Raw genomic sequence first — 17,207 nt, 5'->3', positions numbered from 1 at the left:
GATTACTACTTATATTGAAAATAAGGTAGGTATATCCGAACATTTTTTGAGTAATGATTTGGCTAATAACTTAAAGCAGAATCTATATAATTTAAATAAAAATAGCCAATTATCAGCTGCAGGAATTGGCAATTCAGAAAAGTTATCTTACGATGGAGCCATTCGAAGTGATTCTATCTATTGGCTTGACAAAAAGAATAATAATGCTTTTGAGAATGAGTTTTTTGTACAAATAGAAGCTTTTATACTTTATCTGAATGAAAGCTGTTATGCTGGAATTACGGGTTATGAATTTCATTACTCGTTATATGAAGCAGGAGACTTCTATCTAAAACATCTTGACCAGTTTAAAAACAATCCGAGTCGAAAATACTCCATGATTAGCTATTTAAACAGTGATTGGCAGAAGAGTGATGGAGGAGAGCTTCTGATTCATCAATTAGATAACAATCAAAAGATTAGTCCAACCCAAGGCAAAACTGTTTTCTTTAAAAGCGATGAACTTGTTCATGAAGTTTTGATTACCCAAAGTACTAGAATGAGTATTACAGGTTGGTTAAAGAGTGATTGATAATCAGTGAAAAAGTAACGCTATCATTATTTCGAGAAAGATTAAAATAATAACAATCCATTCCAATCGGGAGCTTTCGCGCACATTAAGAACATCGGTAAAAAGTCTAAGATTATCTTCCACAATATCCAATCTATAATCAAGGTCTTTAAACCGTGGATTAATATCAAAATTTGCTTTTAGGTGGCGATTTAAAAGATGGAGCTCTTCATTGTCCCAAACTAAATTGGGGTCATCGAGAATATAGAGATTGTCAACAATACTATTTTTGACGTTCAGTACTTTTCCGATGTATTTGAGCAGATTTTTCTTTGAAATGCTCAGTTTTCCGCGATGTTCCAATTCCTGTATGTATTTTTTGGAAGAAGTGATAAGATCATCTGTTAGGGCCTCATAATAATCCAAAGCAACAGATTGTGCGATATTTAACATTACGATTTTCAAAACAGAAGGATCCACATAAGGGACAGTAACGTAGTCATTTTTTATGATTACTTTTGGGATGTTTGAGTCAATTTCTATTCGGTATTCTTCAAGCAAGTCTAAATCAACAATTGTCGAAGCATAGTTTTTGACAAAAGCAATAGCCTCTTTTTTTTCTGCTGCACTATAATTAGCAAATACAACCACACCATAATCAAATATATAGAGATATTGCTTTTTAGCCAAAGTATAAAAAATTTCAGAAGGTGAACTTGAATGGGGTTCAAAACCAAATTCTGCCCTTATTTTTTTGATGTTAAACACTTCGGCTATTTGAATCGCTTCAATTTTGATGAAATTACTTTTTTCCATGATAAAAAAATATAACTTAAAGTTAGCTATTTCTATCTTATTTGATAATTCATCTGCTAAAAAAAAGAGTGGATTGATTCCTAGATTTAGCTGAATTGCGTAAATTAGTACATTGTAAATCAGCAAAATAGAGAAAACATGAAAGAGATAGAAAAATTATTAGGGAAAAATGGCTTAGCCCCAAAGAAGGAAGACAAAAACAAATTGCCAGATTCCCTTTTGTACCCGCCTGAAGAAGATATTTATAAAAAATTCCATAAAGAAAGTGACATCGATCCAGAAGATATTTCAAGAAAAAAAATTCCTGTCGAAATAAACAATGTTAGTGAGTTGAACCAAAAGGAATTTGACGAAGATATGTCTGGTGGCGATTTGGATATACCGGGCTCAGAGTTTGATGATGAATTTGAAAGTTCAGGAAACGAAGATGAGGAAAACAACCATTACAGCATTGGCGGAGATAATCATAACAATTTGGAAGAAAACGAATAAAAAACTAAAGGTTCATAAACCCGAAAGTGGATATTTTGGAACATTTTTAAAACAATTATTATCTGTGACCACCAAAGTATCAATTTCTGCTGCTTTCTATGTATAATTTTTCAAGAATCTGTGAAGCTTCATTGTCAGAATTTGCAGAAAAACCTGCTACAAACACACCTTTTTTACCCGAATTTGAAATTATTCCGTACACAACTGATTCTTCATCTGGATCCGAGTCGCCTTCATAGCGATAAACATGTTTAACACCATAATCGTTCGGATTTGACTTAATAGCATCGCTATGAAGATTAAAATCATGGTCAAAACCTTTTTCTTTTAAATCTTCTAAAGCCTCTAAAACAGTGGTGTAATGATATTTAGTTTTCATGATCGAATAAATTAAAAGTAATTATTAAAGGTAACTGTTTTATTTATAATAGGTTGCAAAGGACTTGTTAAAGTAAAAATAACTGCTCTTGATAAACCTTGATTAATGTTGTAGATTTGCACCGCAGACCGCCTTATCGTCGTTTTGTCTTTATGGACAAGAGGGAGGAAAGTCCGGACACCACAGAGAAGCATAGCGGGTAACACCCGTCGGTTCCGATTTATCGGGATTAGGACAAGTGCAACAGAAAGTATGTACAGGTAATGCTGTAGTGAAACCAGGTAAACTCTATGCGGTGAAATATCAAGTATATCAGCATTTAAGGGCTTCTCGTCCGTTGCTGAAGGGTAGATAGCTTGAGTCCAGCAGTAATGCTGGATCTAGATAAATGATAAGGTATCATTAGTAATAATGAGAACAGAATCCGGCTTATAGGTCTGCATTTTTTTACAGTTTTTTATGTTTATTTATTATTTTAGTAAAAAAAATATGAGAAATTTTCCTTTTATATCCACATCACAGTCACTTTTACTTTTTAGAATTACTTTACCATTGTTTTTTGTAGCCCATGCTGTTACTAGAATTGGAAATGGAACAATAGAACGATTTGCCGGTTTTTTATCCACAAAAGGCTTCTTTGCTACTACAGCAATGGTTTGGGGAATTACTGTTTATGAAATTATTGGAGGAATCGCATTAGCATTTGGCTATTATGTAAAGTATTTATCTCTAGGCTTTATTTTGATGCTGATAATAGGAAATATTATTATTCATTATCAGAATGGCTGGTGGGTTGGTGAGCATGGCGAAGGAGGAATGGAGTATAGCTGTGCACTAATTTTAGGGCTGATAGTAATTGCATCAACAGCAAAAGACAGCTCTAAATAACGGTTTTAATCAGTAATTTTAAATTCCAATCCAATATTCCGGACACTTTCGATACTTATTCGAGAATCGTCCTTGAAATACTTTCGTATTTTACTGATGTAAACATCCATGCTTCTTCCCGAAAAAAAGTCGTCGTTACCCCAAATCGTTTTCAAAATTTGCTCTCTTTTTACCATTTGATTTTTATGAGTATAGAAAAAATGTATAAGAGAAGCTTCCTTTTCGGTGAGTTGCTGTGTTATAGAATTATTTTTTAGACACAAACGTTTGGTATCGAATAAATATGTACCAATTTGTAACTCATCATCTATTTTTGGAAAATGATTTTGTTTGCTTCTTTTCAAAATATTGTTCAGTCGCAAAACAAGTTCATCAGCTTCAAAGGGTTTTACAATATAATCATCCGCACCCAATTTTAGTCCAATGATTTTGTCTTCTTTTAGCTTTCTTGCCGTTAGAAAAACAAAAGGAACATCGGGATTGATTTTAATGATTTTTTCTGCGAGGGTAAATCCGTCCATTTTGGGCATCATGACATCAAAAACACAAATGTCGAAGCTTTCAGTTTGAAAAATAGCCAATGCTTCTTCACCATTTTCGGCCCAAGTGATCTCAAATTGGTACAATTCTAAGTATTGTTTGAGAACGCCTGCAAAATCAGCATCATCTTCGGCTAAAAGTATTTTTTTCAATGATAAATTATTAGACTTTAAACATAATTTTAAACTCAGACCCCTTACCTAAATCACTTATAACAGCTATTGTGCCTTGATGCGCTTTTATGATTTGATTTACATAATAAAGCCCCAAACCTAGTCCTTTTACATTATGCAGATTGCCTTGCTCGACTCTGTAGAATTTATCAAACAATAAAGAATGTTTGCTTTTTGAAATTCCAATTCCGTCATCTTTGATGCTGATATTGAATTGGTTTTTGATTAATTCGGTTTTGATTGTAATTGTGTTACTACCATATTTTACGGCATTTTCGAGTACATTTAAAATTGCTGTTGTCAAATGAAATTTATCTAAAACCAAAAGGGTTTCTTTAGTATTAAAATGAGTTTCAAGAGTCACTTTTGGAAACGCAACCTTAAAATCGGCAACTATTGCATTCAAAAAAGATTCTGCAATGATTTTCTCTTTTTGCAGTTCAATATCATTTTCACCCAATGAATTAGCCATTACTTGGTCAATTAAATTTTGAAGGCGGTTATTTTGACGTGAAATAGTATTTAAAACACTGCTGAATTGCTCTTCATTTTCCCGAATGTCTTTTCGTTCCAATATTTTTGTGGAGATTCCCAAAGTAGTCAAAGGCGTTTTGAGTTCGTGCGTGATATTATTGATAAAATCCGTTTTGACATCACTCACTTTTTTTTGTTTTATTAAAGCTTTGATGGCAATTGCAAACAGCGTTATTAGCGTAAGAATGGATAGAAGTGATAATAGCAAAACCATTTTCATTCTTTCGAAAATTATCATTTCCCAATCGATTACCGATACATACATAGAGTCTTCGGTAAGTAATTTATACTCTTTTAATGTTTCAGGACCATTGGTGGTGCTAACATAATTTCTGACTAAAAAAGCATTGTTTAAAGACTTTAAGTTACCGTATATTTTGTTCTGTATAAGAGGCTTTTTGGAAAAAATAGTATCTGCTTTTTTATGAATGTTATAGATGACAAACTTGTTAAGAACAATAGCAAAATCAATTGAAATATCTGGAAATTCACGTTTGAATTTTAGTTGGAGTTTTCGAGTTAATTCACTTCCAGATTCATAATCAAGTAATTTGCTTTCAATTTCGAATTTTGGCTTTTTGGTCAAAACATAATTTTGTGCCAATTGCTTATAAAGCATTTCCTTTTTATTGACATAAGCCGAATCAATATCACTGTAATCATTTGTAATTAGAGCAATTTTATCTTTGATTTCCGTGTGAAATTGGGCTACTTTATAATCGTAAGTTGTTTTTACCAAATAACATTGCACAACTGATAAAACGATCAGAGCAACAACTGAAAAGGCGATTAATAAATTGATTCTTTGTTTCATTTGGTGAAAATTGAATTCAAAAATAATTCTTTTATTATTCAAATTCGTCATTAACTCCGCATTAACCTTCGATTAACTTAGGAAGCGAGGATTTAGAAGCATTTTTGTAATGTTTTAAATCGCAAAACTTACTATTAAATGAATACCAATTTAAGAATTCAGAATACATTAATTACACTTTGTCTTATCGTTTCAGGATTTGGTTACGGACAAAATACGACTGAAAACGACAGTATATCTAACAAATTAACAGAAGTAATCGTCACTAAAGAAAAGAAAATGTTCACCAATAAAAATGGAAATATCAAAGTTGATGTGGCCAATTCAATTCTTAATTCAACCCCAAATACATTAGATTTATTATCAAAATTACCTAATATTACGATCAGTGCCGACAAAGAAAGTATTACGGTGATTGGAAAAGGAAATCCTTTGATATACATAGACAATCAAAAAGTTGGAATGAATGATTTGAATGCTTTGTCTGTTGATGACATAAAAACCATTGAAATCATCAATAATCCATCCTCGAAATATGAAGCAGAAGGAAGGGCTGTTATTTTGATTACAAGGAAATTTAGCAAAAAAGAAGGTTCACAAACAACTGTGTCCGAAGTGGCTTCGTTCAAGAAAGAATTCAATAATTACCTTGGAATAAATTCAAGTTTCAAGAAGAACAAATTCGAATGGAAAGCCAATTTTAATTACAACAAATTAAGTCCTTGGGAAAGCCATAAGATCGATTATCAAATTCCTGACGAAGACATAATCTCGAATTATAATGTTGCTACCGCAAATAACAAAAGAAAACAATTCATTTTTGGCGGAGGTCTTTTTTATAAAATTAATGAGGATGATTATTTTTCAATTAGTGTAAATAGTAAATTACAGAGCGAACCTTTTGATATAAATACAGCAACTTATAATAAGAATGGAGATTTAGAAAATAATGTTATAACACATAGTGACAATAAGAGCCAGAAGAATTTTATAAACTCTTTTGTAAATTATTCGAAGAAAATAAAACCAATCGACACACAATTATTTGCTGGTTTACAGTATTCTAATTTTGATCAAGATTTAAGTTCATTGGCTCAAAATAATTTTAATGACACACAATTTGAATGGGCACTAAACAGCAATCAAAAATTTAATGTTGGCGTTTTTTCTGGAAGGATTGATCTTGAAAAGAAATTTAAAAATGAAATGAAATTGGAAGTTGGAGGTCTGTATTTATCTGCTGACGCAAAAACTGATTTTGAAATTTTTAATTTTGAAACAAACAATACAGTCAGTTCAATGTATAATTTCGATGAGAAAAACAGCGCAGGTTATGCTCAATTGTCAGGAAGTTTAAAAAAGATTGGCTATTCTGTAGGTTTCAGAGTTGAAAACACAGATATTCTCGGGAAATTCATAAATGATCAAGAGCCATTAATCGACAAGAATTACACTGATTTCTTTCCGAAAGTACAGGTGGACATTCCTATTGACAGTACAAAATCGATAACCTTAAATTATTCAAAGAGCATTTCGAGGCCAAATTATTCGTCGACAAGTCAAGGATCCACTTATATAAATCCGTACTTTTTATATTCTCGAAATATAAATTTAGATCCAACAATTAACAATCAGATTTCGTCTAGTTTTCAATACAAGGATAAATCTGTAAAACTAAGTTATTATCAAAATACGGATCCTGTTTACAGCAGTTTTGTATATGATGATGAAAACAATATATTGATATTTAAAGAAACTAATTTTGACAAAGAATCAGGATTTAATTTAGAATTTACTCTGCCTTTTACTTATAAAATTTGGACATCAACCAATAGTTTAAGTTTTATATTAAATAAAATAGAAGATGATTCAGCTCAGTTTATGACATCGAAACCATATTTATATTATTATTCCAGTAATGAATTCAAACTTCCAAAAGGCTATGTCATTTCTCTGTCAGCTTGGGGCTCAACCGAACAAAAAGAAGGTGTGTTTGAAAGAAAAGCAATATCTATTATTATGGGTTTAGGGGTTTCAAAAACATTTTTCACCAATTGGAACTGTACCTTAAGTTATAATGATATTTTGAGCAATACGATTTACGAAGAAAGATTTACCATAAATGATATCAGTTCAAAAGCAAGATATTTGGTTGATGCACATGAATTTTCAATAGCGCTTAAATATTCTTTTGGCAAAATAAAATCAGCTGAGTTTAAGGAGAAAAACATTGATGATAATTCCAATAGAATTCGATAAAAGTTCATATTGCTCATTTAAATGAAAAAAGAAACACTAAATAACTACAAATACTTTTAAAATATAATAATTGTATTACATTTGAATACAAATTAATTATTAGTACTAGCTTATATGAAATTACTGCATCCGTTTGTTCTTCTTTTATTTTTCACACCTTTAACTAAAACTATTGCTCAAGAGATCCCTTCAGTTGAGAAAAATTTATTCAAAATAAATTTATTGCTTCCTGGTGTAGTGTATGAACATGGTTTTACAACAAAAAACACACTTTATTCAGAAATCAGCATGGGTATTGGATATCAAACTAGTAGTTTTCAAGGCAATAATTGGTCATTTTATCCAACAATAAATGAACAGTTCCGTCATTATTACAATTTAGAAAAAAGAGCAGGTAAGGGAAAGAGAACAGCGGGTAATTCAGGTAATTTTTATGGATTAAATGCAATTTATTATTTTGAATCTATTAATTCAAATACATATGTTTCTCCTTCAGATCCATCTTTAACAATTGCTCCTGTTTGGGGTTTTCAAAGGACTTACAAGCATAAATTCAATCTAAATTTAAATGGTGGAGTAGGATACAATGTTAGCAAAGATGAAAATGAATTTGTTCCCGTTTTAAACTTTACATTGGGATGGGTAATCGGTAAATAGTTTTAAAAACCAAAAACGGTAAAATAAATTGAGCCCTTGCAATCGCAAAGGCTCAATTTAATATAGACCTTGTATATTTTATCCTTCGTCTTCTTCAGTTTCTTTTCGATTTGACTCATCGTCTATTTCTTCCTCTTCACTTGAATCCAATTCGAAGAAACTAAAAATTGAACCTCCATAACTTTTTTGGAAGGAAAAATTAATCATGTGATCTAATTTGGTATACTTTGAATGTTCTATGATCATCATTCCTTCCTCATTGAGTAATCCTTTTTCAAATACCAATAATACAATTCGCTCGAATGTCTTTTGGTCTAAACCATAAGGAGGATCGGCAAAAATAATATCATAGCTCGTTTTGTTTTTTTCCAAAAAAGAAAAAACATCACTCTTTGTAGCTGCAATATTAAAATCATATTCTGATGCCACTTGCTTGATGAATTTCACACAACCAAAATCGCCATCAACTGAGGTAATTGGTGTACTTCCGCGCGAAGCAAACTCATAACTGATATTACCTGTCCCAGAAAACAAATCCAATACTTTTAAACCTTCGAAGCTGAAATGGTTATTCAAAACATTGAACAATGCTTCTTTGGACATATCGGTTGTCGGTCGAACGGGTAGTCCTTTTGGTGGAGAAATGCGTCTTCCTTTGTATTTTCCTGATATGATTCTCATGAGTTAAAAAGTATAAAATGTTGCTGATTTTGTGCGGTTGAAAAAGAATTGCTTTTTTGCAAATCAGTTACATTAAAGAAAGATACATTCCTGATATATTTAAAAGCGATTTTATAAAAATCATCATCTTCAGAAATAGCACCTAATAGTTCCAATTGAAAACTTTCGGGATTCATATTTAATTGTTCGGCAGTGAAAAGCAAATAATAAATAAAATCCTCGGGCGTTTTATATTCGAATGAATTGAATAAGAGTAATTTTTGATTCTGAATCACAATAATTTCAAAATGTCCAGGATTAAAATGAACAATCATTTTCTTATTGTCATTGTTTTTGGATGCATCCAAAAGCTTTGAAACCAAGATACTATTGGCGTGCTTATAATCGAAAGTGCCAAATTGGTCTATGAAAAAATTATTAATATTCACATAAGGAATGTAAACCGCATTCATCTGATAATTGTTGATTTCATCAAATGCAAAAAAATCGGTTTCAAAAACTTTGGTGTTGTATTGCAAATAACTGCCTAGAAAATTTTCATCAAATAGGGCAGTGGGAACAAAGGTTGAAAGATTATTATTGTGAATTACTTGAATTTCATCATATTGGTCATTCAATTCTGGATAATTTTTAAAAGCATCCGAAAACAATTCCTCAATTTTGGTCGATTTATGAAAAGTATCAAAATGAATTTCATTTATCGATACAATTCTATTATGAAGTGTGTCAAAACAACAAAAGGAAAGCCCAGTCAGTGAAACCTGAATGGAAAGCTTTTTGTATTTTTTATCGGTTATATTAATGTTCATAGTATTTTTTTGCAACAATGCAAACTTACAAATTAAAAAGGCAATGGCAATATCAAAAAGCAATTGCAATGACAATAGAAAAAAATGGAAGTAAATTTAAAATTGAATTTTGCAATTGATATTGTAATTGTTATTGACATTGATTTTTGAAATTGCCATTGAAATAGCCTTACTTTGCAATCAAAATATACCCAATGAATTCCTCCTCATTTTATAGCCATTTACAGAGAAAATTTCCTTTTGCACCAACCTACAATCAGGATATATTTTTTCAAAAAATTGCCATTTTTTTGACAGACACTCAAAACGAGACCATTTTTGTACTGAAAGGATATGCAGGAACAGGAAAAACGACGGTTATTTCTACTATCGTAAATAGTTTATTGGAGATTAATAAAAAGTATGTTTTGTTGGCTCCAACTGGACGCGCGGCCAAGGTAATTGCCAATTATTCGAATAAACCAGCTTTTACGATTCATAAAAAAATCTACTTTCCGAAGAAGAATTCCGGTGGTGGTATTTCGTTTACTTTACAACAAAACAAACATAAAAACACGGTTTTCATAGTCGATGAAGCGTCGATGATTTCTGATACTAATTCGGATTCCAAATTATATGAAAATGGTTCTTTGCTCGATGATTTAATTTCATATGTGTATTCGGGAACCAATTGCAAAATGATTCTGCTTGGAGACACGGCTCAGTTACCGCCTGTGAATTTAGATATAAGTCCGGCTTTGGATATTCATACACTTAGTATAAATTACAACAAAGAGGTCGAATATATTGAGCTTGATGAAGTAATGCGTCAGGAAGAAAACTCAGGAATTTTGCACAATGCGACCGAATTGAGGGAATTGTTAAAAGATACTTTTATAACCGAATTTAAGTTCAATGTTCGGAAATTTAAAGACATTGTTCGTTTGGTTGACGGATATGATATTCAAGATGCGATTAATTCCGCTTACAGTAATTTCAGTATTGAAGACACTGCTTTTATCGTTCGTTCCAATAAAAGGGCAAATCAATATAATGAACAGATTAGAACCAAAATTCTCGATAAAGAAAGTGAATTGTCAACGGGAGATTTCCTGATGGTAGTGAAGAATAATTATTTTTGGCTAAAGGATTCGGATGAAGCCGGATTTATTGCCAATGGTGATATTATCGAAGTTTTGGAAATGTTTGGTATAAAGGAATTATACGGTTTTAAATTTGCGAAAGTAAAAATCCGAATGATTGATTATCCCGATCAGAAACCCTTTGAAACAGTGCTTTTGATGGATACTATAAAAAGTGAATCGCCATCTTTGACATTTGATGAATCGAATAGATTGTATCAAGAGGTGATGATGGATTATGAAAGCGAAACTACAAAATACAAAAAGTTCCAGAAGGTAAAGGAAAACGAATACTTCAATGCACTTCAGGTTAAATTCTCGTATGCCATTACTTGTCATAAATCTCAGGGAGGGCAATGGAATACAGTGTTTATTGAGCAGCCTTATTTGCCAAATGGCATTGACAGAGATTATATCAGATGGCTTTACACGGCTATGACAAGAGCCAAAAATAAGCTATATTTGATAGGCTTTAAGGATGAGAGCTTTGTGGACTAACTTCCTGAAAGAACGTTTTCACGATGTTGCAAACCCCATTCTAACATTTTATCCAAAACGTCACCCAAAGATTTTGCCGAATCCGTTAATTCATATTCCACTGAAATAGGAATAGTATCATAAACGGTTCGTTTAACCATTCCGTTCATTTCTAAATCTTTCAATTCTTTAGATAACATTCTAGGTGTAATTTTTGGAATATTGCGTTGTATTTCTGTGAAGCGTCTTTTTTCGAACAATAAAGAACCAATAATTGGCAATTTCCATTTACCATTGATTACGTTTAAAGTATCGTTTAGTGCCAATACAAACTGAATAGGGCAGGCTTTGGCTTCTTTAAAACTCATTTTAATTTCCATTAATTATCTGATTTTGTTATTACTATACTAAAGTATACCACTATACTTTAGTATGTCACTATACTTTAGGTAGCAAATGTAGCTATCTTTGTTTTATTAATAAAATTAATCAAAAAAAAAATGAATGCAAAAATTTTAGTTACAGGCGCAACAGGTAATTTTGGAAAAACAACAATCGATTTTTTATTAGAAAAAGGAATTGCAGCAACAAATATTTCAGCTTTGGTTAGGGATGAAACAAAAGCAGAAGAGCTTAAAACGAAAGGAATTACGATAAAAACTGGAGATTATAACAATTATGATTCTTTAGTGACAGCGTTTCAGGGGGTAGATAAGCTATTGTTGGTTTCGGGAACTGATTTAGAAAATCGTGGTAAGCAACAATTGGATGTAGTTAAAGCCGCTAAAGAAGCAGGTGTTAAACATATTTTATATACTAGTTTTGAACGTAAAAACGAATCTGAAACTTCACCGATTGCTTTTTTGGCAAAATCACATATAGATACCGATAATGCCATCAAATCGAGCGGAATGACTTATAGTATTTTCAAGAATAATTTATACTTAGAGGTTTTACCGATGTTTTTTGGTGAAAAAGTTCTAGAAACAGGAATCTTTTTCCCGGCAGGAGATACCGGCGCAGCGTATGTTTCACGAAATGATTTGGCAGAAGCGGTTGCTAATGTGTTGATTTCTGAGAATAATGAAAGCAAAGAATATGCGATGAATAATATTGAAAATTATTCGATGAAAGAAAGTGCGGATCTTTTAAGTAAAATAGCAAATACTGCGGTGAGCTATACAAGTCCAACTCCTGAAACTTATTCTGAGGTTTTAAGCAATGCGGGTGTTCCAGGTGAATACGTTGGAATGTTTGTTGGTTTTGCGGCAGCTATTCAACAAGGTGAATTTCTAACTGCATCAACTGATTTAGAAAATTTATTAGGCAGAAAACCTATTTCATTGGAAGATTTCTTGAAGCAAGTGTATACAAAATAATAGCAAAACAATTAAGATTAGAAAAACGAACAATTTTATTTGTTCGTTTTTCTTTTTAATTGAATAACTGAGCGGAAAAGATTTTTTACATTTAAGAATTATTTAGACAATTATATTATGAACCCGCTAAACGACTTACATAAAATATCAGGTTCATTTTCGAATACAGAAAAGATGCCTGTTCTATTTTTGGGTCACGGAAGCCCAATGAATGCGATTGAAGAAAATCAGTTTGTTGCCAACTTTAGAAATTTAGCTAAAACGCTGCCAAAGCCCAATGCTATTTTATGTATTTCGGCGCATTGGTTTACCAACGGAACTAAAGTTACCGCTATGGAAATGCCAAGAACAATTCATGATTTTGGAGGCTTTCCACAAGAATTATTTGATGTACAATATCCTGCTGAAGGAAGTCCAGAACTAGCCACATTGACCCAAGAATTATTATTACCAAACAGTGTAGAACTAGACCATCATTGGGGTTTGGATCATGGAGCCTGGAGTGTAATTAAACATTTATATCCTGATGCCGATATCCCTGTGATTCAAATGAGTATCGATTATACAAAATCGGGACAATACCATTTTGATTTGGCACAAAAACTAAGTGCCTTGCGTAACAAAGGAATACTGATTGTAGGAAGTGGAAACATTATCCATAATTTAAGATTGGTCGATTTTAGAAATATCAATACGGATAATTATGGTTATGATTGGGCAGTAGAAGCCAGAGCCGAAATAAACGATTATTTACTCGACGGTAATTTCCAACCGCTTATTGATTTTGAAAAACAGAGCAAAGCTTTTCAACTTTCGATTCCAACTCCAGACCATTATTTGCCTTTGATTTATACTTTGGGATTAAAAGAAAAATCAGAAGAATTGAGTTTGTTTAATGACAAATTGGTTGGTGGGTCTTTGAGTATGACTTCGGTGAAGATTTCAAATTAATTTATAGAAAAATCTTATATTTGACAAAAATTTATAGCTTATATAATTTTATAAAATGTCATATTTAATGTAGAAAACTCAATAGATGGCTAAAATTAAAGTTAAGGATACCGAAGTTACCGTAGTATCAATCAATGATAATGATTATATTTCTATTACAGACATTGCAAAACACAAAACTGATGATACAAGTGCAACCATTGGGAATTGGATGCGAAATAGAAATACATTAGAATTCTTAGGGCTTTGGGAAACATTATATAACCCAAATTTTAAACCCCTCGAATTCGAGGGGTTTAAAAAAGAGGCCGGTTTAAATGCCTTTACAATGTCTCCTCAAAAATGGATAAATACAACTGATGCCATTGGTTTTGTTTCAAAATCAGGGAGATATGGCGGAACGTTTACTCATAAAGATATTGCTTTTAAATTTGCAAGTTGGATTTCAGTTGAATTTGAACTTTATATTGTTAAAGAATTTCAGCGTTTAAAAGAAGAAGAGCAAAAACATATTGGTTGGTCGGTACACAGGGAATTAACAAAAATAAACTACCACATCCATACTGATGCTATTAAACATAATTTAACACCCAAAACACTTACTACTTTGCAAATCTCAATGGTATATGCTAATGAAGCCGATGTATTGAATATGGCTTTGTTTGGGATGATTGCTAAACAATGGCGAGAACAAAACCCTGATTTGAAAGGAAATATTCGGGATTATGCCTCAATAAATGAGCTAATTTGTTTATCTAATCTGGAAAATTTAAACGCTCTTTTTATCAACGAAAATTTATCACAAAAAGAACGATTAGTAAAACTCAATCAAATAGCTATACAGCAAATGAGTATTTTAAAAGAAGTAGAAAATAAAAAATTAAAATAAAACTTTGTAATTTACCACCTTCGTGGCAATTAAAAAACATATAAAGTAATGAAAATAATAGCAGTCATTCCCGCCCGTTATGCATCGACAAGATTTCCAGCAAAACTGATGCAGGATTTAGGAGGTAAAACAGTAATTTTAAGAACCTATGAAGCAGCCATAAACACTCAATTGTTTGATGACGTTTTTGTAGTTACCGATTCTGATTTGATTTTTGATGAAATTGTTTCTAATGGAGGAAAAGCTATCCGAAGTATTAAAGAGCACGAATCGGGGAGTGACCGTATTGCCGAAGCTGTAGAAAATCTAGATGTTGATATTGTTATCAATGTGCAAGGGGATGAGCCATTTATAGACGCAGCCCCTTTGGCTAAAGTTATAGAAGTTTTTAGAAACGACACTTCAAAACAAGTTGATTTGGCTTCTTTAATGAGAGAAATAAAAAATGAAGATGAAATCAACAATCCTAATAATGTTAAGGTTGTAGTGGACCAAAATGGATTTGCATTGTATTTTTCACGTTCGGTGATTCCGTATCCAAGAGAGGTAAATGTAGGCGTGCGTTATATGCAGCATATCGGAATTTATGCTTTTAGAAAACAGGCGTTATTGGATTTTTACAGTTTACCAATGAAATCATTGGAAGCATCAGAAAAATTAGAACAATTGCGTTATCTGGAATTTGGTAAACGTATCAAAATGGTTGAAACTACACACGTTGGAATTGGAATTGATACTGCCGAAGATTTAGAAAAAGCCAGAAAAATGCTTCTTTAATCTAAATTAAAGAAGCATTTTTTAATGCAGTTTTTCGATAATAATCAACTCATTATGAAGTTCAACTCTCGGGATTGACTGTATCTTATAACCCTCATCATTGAATTCCTTAATAAAATTATGATTTCTTACATTATCTCCAGAAGTCAGACACATTGTATTAAAGAGAATGATTCCTTTGCTTTTGAGTAAAAAGCAAATTCTATTAATGAAGAATTTTTCAAATAGAAAATTTGGCATTTTAGTGTCCTGAAAAATGTCAACAATAATCAAATCATAACGGTCTTTTGTTTTCAATACAAATTCAAAAGCATCATCAATTATGATATTTAGGTTTTTTATTTCATTCAGTTTAAAATATTCATTTGCGATTTTAATAATGTCTGGGTCAATATCAACACCTGTAATTTGACCTTCAAAATGAATTTCATCTACCAGTGTCTTAATTACGCTGCCACCTGCAACTCCAAGCACCAGTGCATTATTCATTTTTACAATTTTCTCAAATCCATAATGCTTTAATCCTTTTCTTAATATGCGCTGCAGACTACCATAAGAGTAATTCGTATTTTCGGAATCGAGTACTAACTCCCCATTTGCCCATGTAACTTCAATTGTTTTGCTTAGTGCAGAATTAGTTTTATAAATTTTAATGGGTATAATATAACTTAATAATTTTCGAAGCATTAATTTTTGGTTTTTATCAAAAATAAGATATTAATTATTTAATTTGTGCAAAATTGACAACAAATGAAGAAACAAATCTACAGATGGATTTTTGAAAATATAATGGGCTGGAAAATAGAAGGTAGTATCGACGAACAGATAAAAAAAAGTGTTTTGATGGTAATGCCACATACAAGCTGGCACGATTTTTATGTGGCCATTATTTGCAGAGGGGCAACAGGAGTAGATATCAATTGGGTTGGAAAGAAAGAATTGTTTCGTTTTCCGTTTGGATTTTTTTTCAAATCTTTGGGAGGTGCACCATTGGACAGAACAGGCGGACTTAACAAAGTGGAATCTATCGTCAGTATTTTTAATTCTAAAGAAACATTTAGATTAGGTTTGTCTCCCGAAGGAACACGAAAAAAAGTAGATCAGCTCAAAACCGGTTTTTACTACATTGCCTTAGAAGCTAACGTGCCCATCATTCCAGTATCTATAAATTTTGAAAAGAAAACTGTTGATTTTGGAAATGCATTTTATCCAACTGGTAATATAGAATCGGATTTGATCATTTTGAATAAACATTTTATTGATGCCAAGGGTAAAATTCCCGAAAATGGATATAAAGTATCCTAAAACTAACCTCGTTAAGAATTGAATAAAATATTTTTTCTGAATCTTTATTCAGAATATTCAATTCTCGTGAATTGTGATTTGATTTTAATTTTTGAGGATTTTTTTAAATTTAATGATTTCTAAAGGCGGATAAAATTACTCAATGCTTTTGAGTGGAAAATATTCATCGTATGCAATTTTTTATATTAGTTCGGTGAATATGTTTTGAAACTTCCATTTTTATAAAAAAACACAATTTTTTCTATTTCTTCACCCTTCTCATTTAATGTAGAAGCATCAATCTGTTTTGATTTCGGAAGAACAATATTTGATCCTAATGGAACTGGAATTTCAGAAAATAAATCAATTGGAGTAGGGGCATCTAAATTTGAAACTATAGTATTTGATTTTAAATTTTCATCTATTTCAGTTTTTTTTGGAAAAACTCCCTTTCCGTTCAATATCCAATACAAATCCACATCTGGAAAAATATCAATAATTTTTAGAATAAAATCCAAGCTGGGCTTATTTCTTCCTGAGAGTAGGTGAGACATACTAGAACGTTGCACGCCAATTTTATCTGCAAACGAAGAGGCATTAAGACTATAATAATCGAGTATAATCTCAACTCGTTTTATGAAATCATCAGTGTTTACCATTGTAAATTGTATTTCAAATTTATATATTTACAAATGTAACCAAACATTATTTAATAGCCTAATTTACAATGTTAAAAC

The 17,207-nt window shown here is 31.7% G+C and carries 20 protein-coding genes and 1 other RNA gene; 12 read left to right on the top strand and 9 right to left on the bottom strand.

All coding sequences use genetic code 11. The features are described 5' to 3' along the window. Window position 1 precedes the first annotated feature (1 nt). Complete coding sequence (locus tag B0E44_RS00840) at window positions 2-571, top strand: 2OG-Fe(II) oxygenase family protein (protein ID WP_124019254.1); 570 nt, start codon at window positions 2-4, stop codon at window positions 569-571. Between the two features lie 3 nt (window positions 572-574). Here B0E44_RS00840 and B0E44_RS00835 read toward each other — a convergent pair whose 3' ends face one another. Further along, on the bottom strand, window positions 575-1,366 hold the full coding sequence (locus B0E44_RS00835; RefSeq protein WP_077370311.1) for an RMD1 family protein: 792 nt from the start codon (window positions 1,364-1,366) through the stop codon (window positions 575-577). Between the two features lie 138 nt (window positions 1,367-1,504). On the opposite strand from B0E44_RS00835, the gene B0E44_RS00830 reads away from it, so the two are divergent. Beyond that, a complete protein-coding gene (locus B0E44_RS00830; protein WP_077370310.1) occupies window positions 1,505-1,858 on the top strand; it encodes a hypothetical protein in 354 nt (117 codons plus the stop codon). 79 nt (window positions 1,859-1,937) lie between these two features. Here the strand turns inward: B0E44_RS00830 and B0E44_RS00825 are convergent, their stop codons facing one another. Then, on the bottom strand, window positions 1,938-2,237 hold the full coding sequence (locus B0E44_RS00825; protein ID WP_077370309.1) for a hypothetical protein: 300 nt from the start codon (window positions 2,235-2,237) through the stop codon (window positions 1,938-1,940). A 120-nt stretch (window positions 2,238-2,357) separates the two neighbouring features. Here B0E44_RS00825 and rnpB point away from each other — a divergent pair. Further along, window positions 2,358-2,685: RNase P RNA component class A (gene rnpB, locus B0E44_RS00820), an RNA gene on the top strand. 41 nt (window positions 2,686-2,726) lie between these two features. Further along, a complete protein-coding gene (locus B0E44_RS00815; protein ID WP_165688749.1) occupies window positions 2,727-3,125 on the top strand; it encodes a DoxX family protein in 399 nt (132 codons plus the stop codon). Between the two features lie 5 nt (window positions 3,126-3,130). On the opposite strand, the gene B0E44_RS00810 is transcribed toward B0E44_RS00815, so the two are convergent. Together B0E44_RS00810 and B0E44_RS00805 are read right to left on the bottom strand one after the other, a co-directional pair. Further along, window positions 3,131-3,817, bottom strand: coding sequence for a response regulator transcription factor (locus B0E44_RS00810; protein WP_077370307.1), 687 nt, complete (start codon window positions 3,815-3,817; stop codon window positions 3,131-3,133). A 10-nt stretch (window positions 3,818-3,827) separates the two neighbouring features. Beyond that, a complete protein-coding gene (locus B0E44_RS00805; RefSeq protein ID WP_077370306.1) occupies window positions 3,828-5,186 on the bottom strand; it encodes a sensor histidine kinase KdpD in 1,359 nt (452 codons plus the stop codon). A 138-nt stretch (window positions 5,187-5,324) separates the two neighbouring features. Here B0E44_RS00805 and B0E44_RS00800 point away from each other — a divergent pair, with 138 nt between their 5' ends. Both B0E44_RS00800 and B0E44_RS00795 read left to right on the top strand, forming a co-directional pair. Beyond that, window positions 5,325-7,445, top strand: a complete 2,121-nt coding sequence (locus B0E44_RS00800; RefSeq protein WP_077370305.1) for an outer membrane beta-barrel family protein — start codon at window positions 5,325-5,327, stop codon at window positions 7,443-7,445. 114 nt (window positions 7,446-7,559) lie between these two features. After that, window positions 7,560-8,102: a hypothetical protein gene (locus B0E44_RS00795; RefSeq protein WP_077370304.1), complete on the top strand. Its 543-nt coding sequence runs from the start codon at window positions 7,560-7,562 to the stop codon at window positions 8,100-8,102. 78 nt (window positions 8,103-8,180) lie between these two features. Here the strand turns inward: B0E44_RS00795 and B0E44_RS00790 are convergent, their stop codons facing one another. Next, complete coding sequence (locus tag B0E44_RS00790) at window positions 8,181-8,783, bottom strand: RsmD family RNA methyltransferase (RefSeq protein ID WP_077370303.1); 603 nt, start codon at window positions 8,781-8,783, stop codon at window positions 8,181-8,183. Further along, window positions 8,780-9,592, bottom strand: a complete 813-nt coding sequence (locus B0E44_RS00785) for a DUF3822 family protein (protein WP_077370302.1) — start codon at window positions 9,590-9,592, stop codon at window positions 8,780-8,782. Before B0E44_RS00785 ends, B0E44_RS00790 begins: the two co-directional genes overlap by 4 nt. Before the next feature lie 194 nt (window positions 9,593-9,786). Here B0E44_RS00785 and B0E44_RS00780 point away from each other — a divergent pair, with 194 nt between their 5' ends. Continuing rightward, window positions 9,787-11,211 carry an ATP-dependent RecD-like DNA helicase gene (locus tag B0E44_RS00780; protein ID WP_077370301.1) on the top strand — a complete coding sequence of 475 codons (1,425 nt, stop codon included), beginning with the start codon at window positions 9,787-9,789 and terminating at the stop codon, window positions 11,209-11,211. Here B0E44_RS00780 and B0E44_RS00775 read toward each other — a convergent pair. Next, window positions 11,208-11,558, bottom strand: coding sequence for a helix-turn-helix domain-containing protein (locus B0E44_RS00775; protein WP_254423224.1), 351 nt, complete (start codon window positions 11,556-11,558; stop codon window positions 11,208-11,210). The two genes, B0E44_RS00780 and B0E44_RS00775, sit on opposite strands and share 4 nt — an antisense overlap. Window positions 11,559-11,690: 132 nt before the next feature. On the opposite strand from B0E44_RS00775, the gene B0E44_RS00770 reads away from it, so the two are divergent. The 4 genes from B0E44_RS00770 (at window position 11,691) to kdsB (ending at window position 15,186) form a co-directional block, all read left to right on the top strand. Continuing rightward, on the top strand, window positions 11,691-12,569 hold the full coding sequence (locus B0E44_RS00770) for an SDR family oxidoreductase (RefSeq protein ID WP_077370299.1): 879 nt from the start codon (window positions 11,691-11,693) through the stop codon (window positions 12,567-12,569). A 117-nt stretch (window positions 12,570-12,686) separates the two neighbouring features. Next, window positions 12,687-13,520, top strand: coding sequence for a 4,5-DOPA dioxygenase extradiol (ygiD, locus tag B0E44_RS00765; protein ID WP_077370298.1), 834 nt, complete (start codon window positions 12,687-12,689; stop codon window positions 13,518-13,520). A gap of 85 nt (window positions 13,521-13,605) precedes the next feature. After that, window positions 13,606-14,409 carry a KilA-N domain-containing protein gene (locus B0E44_RS00760; RefSeq protein WP_077370297.1) on the top strand — a complete coding sequence of 268 codons (804 nt, stop codon included), beginning with the start codon at window positions 13,606-13,608 and terminating at the stop codon, window positions 14,407-14,409. A 48-nt stretch (window positions 14,410-14,457) separates the two neighbouring features. Continuing rightward, a complete protein-coding gene (gene kdsB, locus B0E44_RS00755; protein WP_077370296.1) occupies window positions 14,458-15,186 on the top strand; it encodes a 3-deoxy-manno-octulosonate cytidylyltransferase in 729 nt (242 codons plus the stop codon). A gap of 21 nt (window positions 15,187-15,207) precedes the next feature. Here kdsB and B0E44_RS00750 read toward each other — a convergent pair whose 3' ends face one another. Then, complete coding sequence (locus tag B0E44_RS00750) at window positions 15,208-15,873, bottom strand: spermidine synthase (protein WP_077370295.1); 666 nt, start codon at window positions 15,871-15,873, stop codon at window positions 15,208-15,210. 63 nt (window positions 15,874-15,936) lie between these two features. Here B0E44_RS00750 and B0E44_RS00745 point away from each other — a divergent pair, with 63 nt between their 5' ends. After that, window positions 15,937-16,491, top strand: coding sequence for a 1-acyl-sn-glycerol-3-phosphate acyltransferase (locus B0E44_RS00745; RefSeq protein ID WP_077370294.1), 555 nt, complete (start codon window positions 15,937-15,939; stop codon window positions 16,489-16,491). Window positions 16,492-16,676: 185 nt separating this feature from the next. Here B0E44_RS00745 and B0E44_RS00740 read toward each other — a convergent pair whose 3' ends face one another. Further along, complete coding sequence (locus B0E44_RS00740; RefSeq protein ID WP_077370293.1) at window positions 16,677-17,129, bottom strand: helix-turn-helix transcriptional regulator; 453 nt, start codon at window positions 17,127-17,129, stop codon at window positions 16,677-16,679. Window positions 17,130-17,207: the final 78 nt, after the last annotated feature.

This window comes from Flavobacterium sp. A45 (assembly GCF_002001005.1).
Classification (GTDB): domain Bacteria; phylum Bacteroidota; class Bacteroidia; order Flavobacteriales; family Flavobacteriaceae; genus Flavobacterium.
This window is presented reverse-complemented; position numbering and strand designations above follow the sequence as displayed.